The organism is Lactobacillus juensis, assembly GCF_036246285.1.
In the GTDB taxonomy this organism is placed as follows: Bacteria; Bacillota; Bacilli; order Lactobacillales; family Lactobacillaceae; genus Lactobacillus; species Lactobacillus juensis.
Window position 1 is genome coordinate 172,006 of sequence record NZ_BTTS01000003.1, and the last position, 12,908, is coordinate 184,913.

Genomic DNA, 12,908 nt, shown 5'->3' on the forward strand with positions numbered 1-12,908 from the left:
CCCTATGAAAATTTTAGTTGTTGACGACGATAAAGAAATCGTCGAACTGTTAAGTATTTATCTTAAAAATGAAGGGTATACCCCAGTAGTTGCCTACAGCGGCAAAGAAGCAATTACAAAATTAACTACCACTCCTGATATTGCATTAATGATTTTAGATGTCATGATGCCTAATATGAGTGGAATTGATGTTATTAAGGAAGTTCGTAAGGATTCAGACATTCCTATTATTATTGTGTCTGCCAAAACTGGTGACATGGACAAAATCCAGGGTTTGATTACGGGGGCTGATGACTATGTGTCAAAGCCGTTTAATCCATTAGAGGTAATGGCACGGGTTCGCTCACTTTTACGTCGCAGTCAAAAGCAGGTCAAAGATGATGAACCTGACATTCTTGAGGTTGGGCCGCTTATTATTAACCGTGATTCACATGAAGTAAAAACGATTGATGGCAAAGATATTCAGTTAACTGCTTTGGAATTCGGTATTCTGTATCTTCTCGCCAGTCACCCTAATCGCGTGTTTTCTGCAGATGAAATTTTTGAACGAGTTTGGCAACAGGAATCGATAGTTTCTGCCAAAACCGTTATGGTGCATGTTTCCCACTTGCGTGACAAGATTCAAACGGCTACAGGCGGCGAAGATGTTATTCAAACAGTTTGGGGTGTAGGCTATAAAGTTGAGGCTTAGCTAGATGAAAAAAGAAAGAGTCAAGCTGACAGCTGCTGAAAAAAGCGAGTTGTTTGCTGAAGGCGTTATAACGGTGATCTTGCTGTTATTGTTAAACCTATCGGTGATTATTTTAATCAACTTGACAATTTTACAAAATAAAAACCTGGTTAACGGTATTTATTTTTTAAAAAGAACCATTACTTTTGCTGGTGGACGTCACTTGTGGTCTTGGCAAAATACCTTTATCGTTTTTATGGGTATTGGTGATTTGATCGTGCTTTATTGGCGCTTAATTCGGCGTTATCATCAAATGCAGTTAAGACACGTTATTTCTGAATTGCATTATATTGCCAAAGGACATTTTGATCATACAATTTCTTTTAAGGTTAAAACAGACCTGCAGAAAGTAATTGATTCGATTAACTCATTAGTGGATAGTACGGTCACCGCAATTAATGAAGAAAAGGCGATTGAAAAGTCTAAAGATGAACTAATTAGTAATGTTTCTCATGATATCAGAACGCCTTTAACCTCTGTTATCGGTTATTTAGGTTTGCTTAAATCGGGGGTGTCGGATCCAGCAGATCAACAAAAATATCTTAATATCGCATATATGAAAGCAGAACAAATGAAGTCATTAGCTCATGATCTGCTTGAGTATACAACGTTAAAATCAACTAGTACCAAACTAAACTTGTCCTCTTTACATATTTTTTCTATGTTAGAGCAGGTGGCAGCAGGTTTTGAATTTGAGGGTCAGGAAAAAGGGATAGTATTTAACATAGAAGCAAGACCCAAAGATTTAACAATTCAAGCTGATGCAGAAAAGCTGGTACGTGTATACAATAATCTCATCACTAACGCACTTAAATATGGTACAGGGGCAACGCAAATTAATTTAATTGCCAATTTGGTTAACAACAATGAAGTAGAACTGCGGGTAGAAAATAATGGTGCCCAAATTCCTGAAGAGTCGCTAAAGAAAATATTTGAACGGTTTTACAGAGTTGAAGGTTCTCGCAATACTAAAACAGGTGGTACTGGATTAGGTCTGTCAATTACCAAAAGCATTGTTGATCTTCATCACGGCAAGATTCGTTGTGAATCTGATAAAGATTGGACCCGTTTCATTATTTGTCTGCCTTTGAACCTAAAGAGTGAAAAAACTCCAGCATAGCTGTGGTATAATTTTGACTGAGATAATAAATAGAGGAGTATAGCATGAGTATTTCTTTAAATACCTGTATTTTAATTTTAAAAGAGCACCATCTGCTTAAATCGAGTGCTGTTCAGGACACCGTCCCGTCAAAAATGGAATATGTGTCATATGATTCACGGGATGTTCAAACCAATACACTGTTCTTTTGTAAAGGTGCTGGGTTTCGTCCTACATTTTTGTCAATGGCCAAAGCAAATGGTGCCAACTGTTATGTAGCAGAGCAACCATATCCAGAAGGCAAGGGAATGCATGCACTGATTGTGCGCAATGTTTCTAAGGCAATGGCTCTATTATCTGCAGCCTTTTTCCGCTTTCCTCAAGATGATTTATATTTAATTGCTATTACTGGTACTAAAGGTAAAACCACTACTGCTTATTTTCTAAAAGGAATGCTGGATCAAGTCAATGGTGGTAAAACTGCACTGATTTCTTCTGTCAACACAGTTGTAGGCCAGAAAAAAGATGATACTTTTAAATCCAGCTTAACCACACCAGAATCCCTTGACTTGTTCCGTGACATGCGAACAGCTGTGGATAACGGCATGACGCACATGGTGATGGAAGTTTCCAGCCAGGCATATAAGAAAAACAGGGTGTTTGGACTAACTTATGACTTAGGCTTTTTCTTAAACATTACGCCTGACCATATTGGCCCTAATGAGCATCCTAACTTTGCTGATTATTTGCATTGCAAACTGCAATTATTAGTTAATGCGCGCAAGTGTATTATTAACGCTCAGACTGACCACTTTGACGAAGTTTATGCTGCTGCTACGACTACTACTGATCCAGACAGTATCTACTTATTTGCTGCTGAAAAATTTACTAATCCTAACTTAAAACAGACCATTGATTTTCGTTTTGCAACCGAGGAACTTGATATGGCTCAGACTAAATTCCAGGTATTATGTGTTAGTGATAAAGCTAAGCAACTTAAAATAGCCGGTGATTACCAGTTAAAAATGCTGGGTGATTTTAACGAATCAAACGGTACGGCTGCAGTAATTGGAGCCGGACTGGCCGGAATGGATCATGACGATGCTGCTAAAGGAATTGGTCAAGTAACTGTTCCGGGACGGATGCAGACAGAAGTGACCAAAGACCATGGTGTAGTGGTTGTAGATTATGCACATAACGAAGCTTCCATGATGGCACTTATGGGCTTTATGCAGCGCGAATTTAATAATCCCAAAATTATTGTGGTTGTAGGAGCTCCTGGCGATAAAGGAATTTCTCGCCGTCCTGGTTTTAGCCACAGTTTAAATGCCTATGCTGATAAAGCCTATTTGACTACTGATGATCCGGGATTTGAAGATCCAAAAGAAATTGCCCAGGAGATTGATGCCGGCATTGATCATTCTAAAGTTGATGTGACAATAGAACTGGATCGTAAAAAGGCCATATATGATGCTATTAATATGTCAAATAAAGGAGATATTGTTCTAATCTGTGGTAAAGGTGAGGACGGTTTTCAAAAAGTGCGCGGCGTAGATACACCTTATCCCTCTGATATTACAGTTGCACAACAAGCAATTGATGAACTTGAAGGACAAAAAGAACACTTTAGAAGTTAGAAACGCAGGTATTAATGAAACATTTTTTTAGTATTATTGGCGGTATGGGTACTATTGCAACAGAGAGCTTTGTTCGCATGATTAATCACCGCATCAAAATTACTAAAGATCAGGACTATTTAAATTATATTTTGGTTAATGATGCCCAAGTTCCTGATCGCACGGCTTATATCAAAGATCATAGCAAACCTAATTTTTTCACTGCTTTGCGTGAGGATGTGCTCCAACAAGCCCAGCTAAAACCGGATTTTTTTGTAATGCCGTGTAATACAGCTCACTATTGTTATGATGATCTGGTAAAGCTAACAGACATTCCTTTTTTGCATATGATGCGCATTGCCGTGCATAAATTTATAACTGATTATCCAGAAGAGAAAAAGATAGGTCTAATTGCTACCGAAGGGTCAATTTATGACCATCTGTACGAAGACGAAATTAAGCAGGTAGGTCGTGAAGTAGAGCTGGGTGGTCCTGAGATTCAACCAATGGTTACTGAGCTGATTTATTCCAACATTAAGGAAAAAGGCGTGGTGAATGGTGAACTTTACCACCGCATATTACGCACAATGCATGAGCAATATGGTTGTAATGTAATTCTACTAGGCTGCACAGAATTGTCGCTAGCTCAGGAAAAAGCGCCAGATCATCCCTATAATGTCATTGATCCCCAGGTGATCATGGCTGATGTGGCAATTGAATTAGAACTAAAAATTCGTGCAGGAATGGATCCGAAAACAGCCATAGAGAAATATATGTATTAATAAAATGTAAGTTTTACATATTAAATTAAAATAGACTAGTAATCAATTTGATTGTTAGTCTATTTATTTTTCTTAAAAAGGGTATTGACAATGTTGCCATCAGGTAGTAGTGTATTAGAAAAGTAATACAGTTAAAAACAGGGAGACCCAAAATGCTATACCTTTTATATATATTTATTGGCATACTGATAATTGTGACTACTAATTTAGCAGTGACAGTAATTTTTAGTATTAGAGACGCTTATCGCAATCATCTTAAAGATCATTTGTCATTTGGCACTGCTTTTAGAAAATATTTTGGTAAAAACAATAATATCCCTCTCCATTTGTCTGATTGGAAGTTTTAAGGAATAATTTTGATTAAGTTTAAGCTTATCATGTATATAATTATATAAAACAATAAATTGCTATTGCCGATAGGGCATAACTATATTATACTAAAAATAGTTGAATACGGTTTCTTCGGGGCAGGGTGTAATTCCTTACCGACGGTGACAATTGATAATTGAAGTCCGTGACCCGCGTTTTGCGGTGGAACTAGTGCAAGTCTAGTACCGACAGTTAAAGTCTGGATGGGAGAAGAACAAACAAGATTAAACAGAAAACTCGCGTCGTTATTAAACTTCGCTGAAATCTTATTTGATGAATATAAAATAAGCCTCGTTGATGGAATCAACGAGGTTTTTTAATGCTTAGGAAGTGAAATTAGTGCAGGATAAGGATTATATGCAAATGGCAGCCCAAGAAGCTGTGAAAGCAGAAGGGATGACTTGGACAAATCCCTTAGTTGGTGCGGTTTTAGTTAAAGATGATCAGGTTTTAGCAACTGGCTACCACCATCAATTTGGCAGAGAACATGCGGAAGTGAATACGCTGTCGCACTTAGCCGATCCTAAAGAGGCGCAAGGAGCAACTTTGTATGTCACTTTAGAGCCTTGCAGTCATTATGGCAAACAGCCACCTTGTTGCAAAAAAGTAGCCGAAGCTGGAATCAAAAGAGTAGTTATCGGTCAGGTTGATCCTCATCAAATTGTAGCAGGTAAGGGCATTAAATATTTAGAAAGTCATGGCGTTCAGACTGAAGTCATTGGTGGCACTGAAAATTTAAATGTTGCGTATAACTTTTTTTATCAACAAAAGAGACCTTTTGTGACACTTAAATATGCGATGTCTATTGATGGCAAAATTAATGCTGCGGGCAAAAGGAGAACACTGTTGACTGGGGATGCGGCTCAAGTGGATGTACAAAAATTGCGCCTGCAAAATCAAGCCATTTTAATTGGTGCAAACACATTACGCATCGACAATCCGCTGTTAACTGTCAGAATAAAAAACTTACCACATCCACCTATTAGGATTGTGTTAACTAAGGATGCCAATCGGTTGGACTTTACCAGTCAAATGTTTAAGACTCGCGGTCAAATTTGGTTACTGAGTGAAACAAATTTAACTCAAAAGGTTAGAGAAAATGTGTGTTGCTATACTGCTAGCAAATGGACACCTGCAAAAGTAGTACAGCTGCTAGCTGAACATGAAATTCAATCGCTGTTAGTTGAGGGCGGCAGCAATATACAAGCTCAGTTTGTAGCAGCAGATTTAGTAGATGAAATTGTGGCATATGTTGCACCTATCGTTTTGGGTGGCACTGCCCTTCCAGCCGTGTTCGGACAGGCTTTAACAGAAATAAGTCACTACCAATTATTGGATGTTAAAAGTTTAAACCAAGATGTAAGAATTCGCGTGAGGAGAAAAGAATGTTTACAGGAATAATTCAAACAACAGGTACGATTACCCGTTTGGAAATTAGTGAGCAACATGCAAGACTAGGTATTTGTGCGCCAAAATTGATGCAAAAAGATTTGCCATTAGGAGCAAGTATCGCTGTTAATGGTATTTGTTTGACTGTTACCGATTGGAGCGATAATGACTTTGCAGTTGATGTAATGCCAGAAACAATGAAAAGAACCAATCTAGGCAATTTGCAAAAAGGCAGTTTAGTTAATTTGGAACCCTCACTATCACTGAACGGCAAACTTGATGGCCATATTGTTGCAGGACACATTGATACTACAGCTGAGCTGGTAAAACGAGTTGAAAACGAAAATTCTATTGAATTGGAATTCGCAGTGCCACATAAGTATGATCCCTTTATTGTTGAAAAAGGATCAATTGCTATTGATGGCATCAGTTTAACTGTCACGATGGCAGCAAATGATCATTTTGGGGTAAGTTTAATACCTTATACCATCCAAAATACTACTTTGGCTCACTACCAGGTAGGCGATAAAGCAAATATTGAAGTAGATATGATTGGTCGCTATGCAGTAAAGCAAATTCAGGCATGGAAAAAGGAATTTTGATGGAGGAAAAAAATGACAGAAAAATTGAATGAAAAAATACGGAAAGTATTGCAGCACATGCTAAATGGTGGATTGGTAATTGTGGCTGATTCACCGCAACGCGAGTCTGAAGGGGATATGATTGGTTTAGCAGAAAAAGTCACGCCACAGGCGGTTAACATGATGATCACTAAGGCTCGCGGATTATTATGCGTGCCGATGAGCAAAGCTTATGCCGATCGTTTGCAGTTGAAACCAATTGAAACTGGTTCGAATGATACTTTTGGCACAGCTTTTACTCTTAGTGTTGATTCCACTGAGACCACAACAGGAATTTCAGCTTTTGATCGGGCAAAGACTATTAAAAAATTGGCAGATCCTAATAGCCAATGGGCTGATTTTTACCATCCTGGACATGTTTTTCCGTTAGTAGCTAAAGAAGGTGGCGTGCTGGAGCGGACTGGTCATACGGAAGCAGCCTTAGATTTGGCAAGACTAGCTGGCGTTGCTCCTGTTGGCTTTATCTGTGAGTGTATTAAAAAAGATGGGACGATGGCCAGACGTAAAGATTTGAAAGCTTTAGCAGAAGGACTAGGCATTCCTTATTTGACCATTGAGGAGTTAATTGAGTACCGTAAAAATCAGGAAAACAAAGATTTGAGGATTGAATCTTTTACTAAGGTCGATTTTCCTACCAAGTACGGTCATTTCCAGCTTGAAGGGTTTAGAGATACCAAGCATCCCGAAAAGCAACCTACTTTGTTAATTAGCAAAGGCGAAATTAAAAAAGGTGAGCCCCTTTTATTGCGGCTTCACAGTGAATGCTTAACGGGAGATGTGTTTGGTTCTAAGCGTTGTGATTGTGGCGCTCAACTTGCAGAAGCACTAACTAAAATTGAAGAAAATGGTTCAGGAGCGGTTTTATACTTGCGTCAAGAAGGTCGGGGAATTGGTCTGGAAAACAAGTTACGAGCCTATAAATTGCAAGATGAGGGTATGAATACGGTAGAAGCTAACCAGCATCTAGGCTTGCCGGTTGATGCTCGTCGCTACAATGTCGCTGCTGAAATTTTAAGACAAAAGGGCGTTAACGAAGTTAAATTAATGACTAATAACCCGGATAAAGTAGCGCAATTAGAAAACTATGGCATTAAAGTTACTGAACGCATTCCAGTTGAAGTGGGCATGACTGAAGAAAATAAAAAATATTTGGCAACTAAAAAACATGAAATGAATCATATTTTAAATGAGGTGGATTAATTATGAAAGAAATTAACGGAAACATTGCTCAAGGACAAGATAAAAAGATTGGGATTGTTGTTGCTCAGTTTAATGGTGTGGTCACAGACCGTTTGCTTTCTGGAGCAGTGTCACAATTAAAAAAATCGGGCGTGAAAGATGAAAATATTGTGATTGTGAGAGTACCTGGAGCCTTCGAAATTGCTCGTACCGTCAACTGCTTGGCAAAGAGTGGCAAAGTCGATGGCATCATTGCACTCGGAGCAGTAATTCGGGGCGAAACTGCTCACTTTACCTATGTTTGTGAAGGCACTACGTCGCAGCTGGCAGCAGCATCAGCAAATGGCACAGTACCAGTGATGTTTGGCGTGTTAATGACTGATACGGTGGCACAAGCTACGGATCGTGCCGGTGGTAAATCGGGCAATAAAGGTGCAGAATGTGCCACGGATGTACTAGAGGTTTTAAATATAGAAGAACAAATTAAACAATTATAATTTAATTAAGTGCATCATCGCTATTGGGCGCCACTAATAACGAAAAAAGCCATCTCTAGAAATAGAGGTGGTTTTTTATACCTTCACTTCAATGCTTTTAATTAATCTCTTCTAAGCGGTACCGCTGCACATTATTGCCTAGAAGTATAAAAACAAGTAAAAGGGCAATTCCAGCAGCAAGTAAAGTAAGAGCTGGTTGGTGGCAAGCATTGGCAATTGCAGATACTCCGACAGTAAAAAAGATATTCAAGAGAGCACTCCCCAACTGCAAAAAACTTGATTGCGAAGACTGGACCTCTTTACCGGTTCTTTTAATTCTGGTTTTATTGCACCAATTAGCGATTGGTAAAGTTTCGCCATATATTAGTACGGTAATACCGCTCATAGTAACGATTGTTTGGTTTAAAAAGAAAATTCCTAAAGCCAGGGTGGTAATAAATACTAAAGTACTAAGTAGCCAAAATGTATTATCAAAGCGAATAAGAATAGCACCTAAGAAAAGTCCGCTGACTACTGCAATTAGTAGCCAGTAAACGTGACTGTAATTAGGATCAATCGCTTTCCAGAAATAGATCAGCAACCCGTTAAATACTGCTTGGAGAGCACTAGTGAAGATGGCGACAATAATTGAGGCGCGTAAGCCTTTGCTAGCAGTTATGTTGTGCCAAACTGTCATGAGATGAGTTAAGGTTTTAAAACCATTTTGGCTTTTAGTAAAGTGCCTTTGGTGTAAAGCAACAGAGAGAAAGATATTTATAAAAAAGCCGCCACTTGCTACTAAGAGAAAAGACAAATAGTTGCGGGTAGTAAAAATTAAAACTGCCATCACTGCCACACTGGCAATATTACCAATAAGTCCGGCAATGGAATTAAGGTTAATAGTTCGCTCCAGTGCATTATCAGTCAAAAGTGACTTTAAATTCCCAGTGAAAGATAACCCTTCTACTAAGCTAAACATTGTTATACAAAGGTCAACCATAATGTATAAAGGTACAAAGTATTTTTGCGGGAAAGTAAAGGGTAGTAATAAAAATAAACTTAGTAAAATGTACATCTGGATAAGCATGCGCCTCTTGTCAGTGTTATCGAGCTTGGAACCGATAAATAAAACACTCACAATAAGTGCTAACGAACTGATACTCGAAATTAAGCCGTTAATAATGATATTATCTGAATATTCACGGATAATTAGTGAACCGCCAATTCCAACCAAGATGCTGCTAAAATTCGTCAAAAAATTGATTAAAGGTAATAATATTTGATTACGGCTGAGAAAGTTATTATTATTCAATTTTGCCACGCCTTTCGTTTGATTTAACGAAAAGCGTAACATGTAGCAATTTAGCAGACATCAAAAGTAACACAAAAGACCGTTTTGTTTGCGTAAAACGGTCTTTTTTAATATACAAAATCTAATTTACATTCTGTTCTTCGAAAAATGCTTATTCATCTCTGAAACTATCTAAAATAACTTTCGTATGTTTACTTAGTCTTTTTATAAATCGCTCTTTTAAGTCATTATTAGTGATCACTCCTGTAACATTTTTCCAATCAGTAATTTCATAAAGACTTTTTCTTTCGAATTTTGTTGAATCTGCTAAAATATAACTCTTTTCACTATGCAAAATCATTTTTCTTTCAATTGCAGAATCAGAATATGAAGGTGTAGTTGGCCCAAAAAAGCCATGAAATCCGTCACTACCGATGAAAGAAATATCAACATTAATTTGGTCAAGCGCTTCTTCTGTCCAACTCCCGTAAACTGAAGAGCTTTTTGGACGCAGCTTTCCACCCAAGAAATATATTTCATTATTTGAAGATTGCAAATAACTGACTGCAGGTATTAAATCAGTAATTATTTTTAAATTGTTTCTTAAGACTAGCAATTTTGCTAACTCATAAACTGTACTCCCAGTACCTAAAATAATACTAGCTCCATTTGGTATTAAACTTAAAGCCTTTTTGGCAATACTTTGTTTCCTATCAATGTTTTCTTCTCTTTTTAATGTAAAAGGATTTTCAATAGAATTCTGATTTGAAATTGCCCCACCGTGACTTTTTACAAGTTGGTCTTTTTCTGCTAAATAATTCAGATCTTTTCTGATAGTTTCATATGACACGTTAAATTTTTGAGACAAATCATGAACTGTAACGGTTCCATTTTTTAGCACCTCTTCAAGAATTTTCTTTCGTCTTTCTTCCATAATTGCCATTTCATTCACCATTTCCTAATAAAAATGTAGTTTCCATTTATTTTACACCAAGACTTAGTTAAATGAATATTCTGTACAGCAAATTGGCTTTTATTGGCATTTAGTTAAAAATTACTATTGACTACAACTAAAACCAATTATATAATTGGTTTTAGTTGGAAATGTAAATATATTAAAGGAGGAATTATTTTGAACAAAAAGATAGCGATTGCGTGTGACAATGTTGGATTCGAAAGAAAAGAAGAGATCAAAAAATACTTGATTGAACAAAAAGGCTATGAAGTTGTCTTTGATCCTGTGAAAAAGAAAGAAGATGGTATTCATACTTATGCCAAATTAGCTGATGAAATGGCTGAATTTATACAAAGAGATAAGTGTAGATTAGGTATTTATATTTGTGGAACTGGTATCGGTTTCACAATGCAGGCAAATAAGCACTGGGGAATTCGGGCTACGGCAGTAACCAATCCTTATTCAGCTAGAAGAGCAAGACTGAGCCAAAACGCACAAATTATTGGTTTAGGGGTCAGAGTTAATGGCCTTCCTTATATGGAGATGGTTCTTGATGCTTGGTTAGATGAACCTTTTGACTTTGATAAGGCACGCGAAAATTCTAAGGTAAATTTACTTGAAGCTAGGGCAGATGATGATCGCTTTCTTAAAAAGCCGGATTTTGTCGCGTGGAACATGGGCTTTGAAAGAGAAAGCTAGAGGTAATAAATATGGCGATGATAACACAATTTATCAATGATATTGGTAATTTTATATTTATTCCCGTAATTTTCCTATTTTTGATGAAAGCGTTGGGTAGAAGCTGGTCGGAAGCGACACAAGCTGCCATGAAAGTGGGTATTGGTTTCATTGCATTAAGCATGGTTGTTTCCTTTATGCTTGATAAAATGCAGCCTGCCATTACCGGTCTTTCTCAAAAAACAGGTTCTTCACTGTCAGCAGTTGACGTTGGTGGTGCAGCAACGGCGGTCATGGGATTTGGTTCACCTGTTGGTGCAGTAGTAATCCCACTATGTGTAGGCGTTAATATAATTATGCTGATACTGAGGCTAACGGATTGTGTAAATGTTGATGTTTTTAATTTGCATCAAAATGCATCTATGGGTGCCATTATGTATGCTTTTACTGGCAGTTTTTTTGATGGATTATTAACAGCAGCAATTTTCCATATGATTGCTCTAATTGGAGCAGACTTGGGTGCGAAAAATAATCACGACTTTTATGATTTGCCTGAAGGTGTGTCAATATCTCATCCAGTTGCAAATACTTATCTGTTCTTTGCATATCCATTTAACTGGTTGTTTAATCATATACCAGGTGTTAGAAATTGGAATGTAACGGCAAAAAGCATTCAAAAGAAATTCGGAATTTTCGGTGACCCAACAATGGTTGGTTTCATAATTGGTTTATTTCTGGGATTAGCTGGATACAATTGGAATGATCCTTATCATGCAATTATTGATAGTGTTCAACTAGGCATGTATTTAGCTGCTATTATGCTCTTGTTGCCGAAAATGACTTCAATAATGATGGAAGGTTTAGTACCAATGTCCAATGCTGTACGTAAAAAGATGGTTAAGAAGTTTCCTGACAGACAAATTACAGTTGGCATGGACACTGCTCTAATAGTTGGTGACCCATCAGTTATAGCACCAGCATTGTTACTGATCCCTGCTTTAGTTATTTTGGCAGTTTTACTACCAGGAAATAAAGTATTACCTATGGGAGACTTATCATCATTAGTATTTTATGTAGCAGCAATGGTTCCTGTATTTAAGGGTAATATAATCCGCACATGGCTTTCATCCATTATTTTATTCGGTGGAGGATTATACATCGCCTCTTGGATGACTCCAGCTACAAACCAAGTCTTTCAAAAATTTGGTGCTGGTGCTAAGAGTGGCGTAATGTACTCATCTATTGATCCATCAGCTAACCCATTTACTGGATTATTTGCTTTAGCTTCTCGCATTGGCATAATCGGCTTTATTTTAATAGCAGTGCTTGTAGTACTTGTAGGTTACTGGCTTAAAAAAGTAGAACGAGCTAAGGTTGCTTAATAATTTGAATTTAGAGGAGAAATAAAAATGAAAAAAGTTTTAGTAGTTTGTGGAAATGGTATTGCTTCTTCATCAATTATGTTGGCTGGATTAAAAGATTATTTAGACGAACAACATATTTCTGCAGATTTAGAAAAAGCTTCTTTGATGACTTGTTCTGATGATTTCTGCAATGATAAAGACCTAATTGTTTCGTCCACTAAACTTGATCGTCCAGGTATTAAAACTCCGGTCATTGTAGGTTCTGGTTTATTGACAGGAATTGGAGAAGAAGAAGTATTAGAGAAAATAAAAGAAGCCATTCTTAGCTAATATTGGAGG

At 37.4% G+C, this 12,908-nt stretch carries 14 protein-coding genes and 1 riboswitch; of the genes, 12 read left to right on the plus strand and 2 right to left on the minus strand.

All coding sequences use genetic code 11. The features are described 5' to 3' along the window. Positions 1-4: 4 nt before the first annotated feature. From croR to ribH, 9 genes are all read left to right on the plus strand, one after another. Entirely contained in the window at positions 5-691 is a 687-nt protein-coding gene (gene croR / locus AAA926_RS08680) for a response regulator transcription factor CroR (protein WP_034978891.1), read from the plus strand. 4 nt (positions 692-695) lie between these two features. Next, a complete protein-coding gene (locus AAA926_RS08685) occupies positions 696-1,850 on the plus strand; it encodes a sensor histidine kinase (protein WP_198180364.1) in 1,155 nt (384 codons plus the stop codon). 44 nt (positions 1,851-1,894) lie between these two features. Further along, complete coding sequence (locus AAA926_RS08690) at positions 1,895-3,466, plus strand: UDP-N-acetylmuramoyl-L-alanyl-D-glutamate--2,6-diaminopimelate ligase (RefSeq protein WP_198180366.1); 1,572 nt, start codon at positions 1,895-1,897, stop codon at positions 3,464-3,466. Between the two features lie 14 nt (positions 3,467-3,480). After that, positions 3,481-4,227, plus strand: coding sequence for an aspartate/glutamate racemase family protein (locus tag AAA926_RS08695; protein WP_198180368.1), 747 nt, complete (start codon positions 3,481-3,483; stop codon positions 4,225-4,227). Between the two features lie 152 nt (positions 4,228-4,379). Beyond that, positions 4,380-4,574: a hypothetical protein gene (locus tag AAA926_RS08700; RefSeq protein WP_198180370.1), complete on the plus strand. Its 195-nt coding sequence runs from the start codon at positions 4,380-4,382 to the stop codon at positions 4,572-4,574. Between the two features lie 107 nt (positions 4,575-4,681). Next, positions 4,682-4,815, plus strand: a riboswitch (FMN riboswitch). 120 nt (positions 4,816-4,935) lie between these two features. Beyond that, positions 4,936-5,997 (plus strand): bifunctional diaminohydroxyphosphoribosylaminopyrimidine deaminase/5-amino-6-(5-phosphoribosylamino)uracil reductase RibD, encoded by a 1,062-nt coding sequence (ribD, locus tag AAA926_RS08705; protein ID WP_338207171.1) that lies wholly within the window; start codon positions 4,936-4,938, stop codon positions 5,995-5,997. After that, positions 5,982-6,587 carry a riboflavin synthase gene (ribE, locus tag AAA926_RS08710; RefSeq protein WP_198180372.1) on the plus strand — a complete coding sequence of 202 codons (606 nt, stop codon included), beginning with the start codon at positions 5,982-5,984 and terminating at the stop codon, positions 6,585-6,587. Before ribD ends, ribE begins: the two co-directional genes overlap by 16 nt. Positions 6,588-6,599: 12 nt before the next feature. Then, the gene (gene ribA / locus AAA926_RS08715) at positions 6,600-7,826 is read left to right on the plus strand and encodes a GTP cyclohydrolase II (RefSeq protein WP_338212331.1); all 1,227 of its coding nucleotides are present in this window, start codon (positions 6,600-6,602) and stop codon (positions 7,824-7,826) included. 2 nt (positions 7,827-7,828) lie between these two features. Continuing rightward, positions 7,829-8,302 carry a 6,7-dimethyl-8-ribityllumazine synthase gene (ribH, locus tag AAA926_RS08720; protein WP_034978883.1) on the plus strand — a complete coding sequence of 158 codons (474 nt, stop codon included), beginning with the start codon at positions 7,829-7,831 and terminating at the stop codon, positions 8,300-8,302. A gap of 97 nt (positions 8,303-8,399) precedes the next feature. Here the strand turns inward: ribH and AAA926_RS08725 are convergent, their stop codons facing one another. Together AAA926_RS08725 and AAA926_RS08730 are read right to left on the minus strand one after the other, a co-directional pair. Beyond that, positions 8,400-9,593, minus strand: a complete 1,194-nt coding sequence (locus tag AAA926_RS08725) for an MFS transporter (RefSeq protein ID WP_198180374.1) — start codon at positions 9,591-9,593, stop codon at positions 8,400-8,402. A 151-nt stretch (positions 9,594-9,744) separates the two neighbouring features. Continuing rightward, entirely contained in the window at positions 9,745-10,515 is a 771-nt protein-coding gene (locus tag AAA926_RS08730; RefSeq protein WP_198180376.1) for a DeoR/GlpR family DNA-binding transcription regulator, read from the minus strand. 189 nt (positions 10,516-10,704) lie between these two features. On the opposite strand from AAA926_RS08730, the gene AAA926_RS08735 reads away from it, so the two are divergent. The 3 genes from AAA926_RS08735 to AAA926_RS08745 are packed head-to-tail and all read left to right on the plus strand — an operon-like array spanning position 10,705 to position 12,899. Continuing rightward, positions 10,705-11,226 (plus strand): RpiB/LacA/LacB family sugar-phosphate isomerase, encoded by a 522-nt coding sequence (locus AAA926_RS08735; RefSeq protein WP_198180378.1) that lies wholly within the window; start codon positions 10,705-10,707, stop codon positions 11,224-11,226. Between the two features lie 11 nt (positions 11,227-11,237). Further along, on the plus strand, positions 11,238-12,587 hold the full coding sequence (locus AAA926_RS08740; RefSeq protein ID WP_198180380.1) for a PTS galactitol transporter subunit IIC: 1,350 nt from the start codon (positions 11,238-11,240) through the stop codon (positions 12,585-12,587). 27 nt (positions 12,588-12,614) lie between these two features. Continuing rightward, positions 12,615-12,899, plus strand: coding sequence for a PTS sugar transporter subunit IIB (locus tag AAA926_RS08745; protein WP_045927493.1), 285 nt, complete (start codon positions 12,615-12,617; stop codon positions 12,897-12,899). Positions 12,900-12,908 lie beyond the last annotated feature (9 nt).

Coding starts and splice junctions, on each gene's coding strand:
- AAA926_RS08690 (WP_198180366.1), top strand. CDS start 1,895: ATGAGTATTTCTTTAAATACCTGTATTTTAATTTTAAAAGAGCACCAT.
- AAA926_RS08745 (WP_045927493.1), top strand. CDS start 12,615: ATGAAAAAAGTTTTAGTAGTTTGTGGAAATGGTATTGCTTCTTCATCA.
- AAA926_RS08695 (WP_198180368.1), top strand. CDS start 3,481: ATGAAACATTTTTTTAGTATTATTGGCGGTATGGGTACTATTGCAACA.
- ribE (WP_198180372.1), top strand. CDS start 5,982: ATGTTTACAGGAATAATTCAAACAACAGGTACGATTACCCGTTTGGAA.
- AAA926_RS08730 (WP_198180376.1), bottom strand. CDS start 10,515: ATGGCAATTATGGAAGAAAGACGAAAGAAAATTCTTGAAGAGGTGCTA.
- AAA926_RS08685 (WP_198180364.1), top strand. CDS start 696: ATGAAAAAAGAAAGAGTCAAGCTGACAGCTGCTGAAAAAAGCGAGTTG.
- AAA926_RS08700 (WP_198180370.1), top strand. CDS start 4,380: ATGCTATACCTTTTATATATATTTATTGGCATACTGATAATTGTGACT.
- ribH (WP_034978883.1), top strand. CDS start 7,829: ATGAAAGAAATTAACGGAAACATTGCTCAAGGACAAGATAAAAAGATT.
- croR (WP_034978891.1), top strand. CDS start 5: ATGAAAATTTTAGTTGTTGACGACGATAAAGAAATCGTCGAACTGTTA.
- ribA (WP_338212331.1), top strand. CDS start 6,600: ATGACAGAAAAATTGAATGAAAAAATACGGAAAGTATTGCAGCACATG.
- AAA926_RS08740 (WP_198180380.1), top strand. CDS start 11,238: ATGGCGATGATAACACAATTTATCAATGATATTGGTAATTTTATATTT.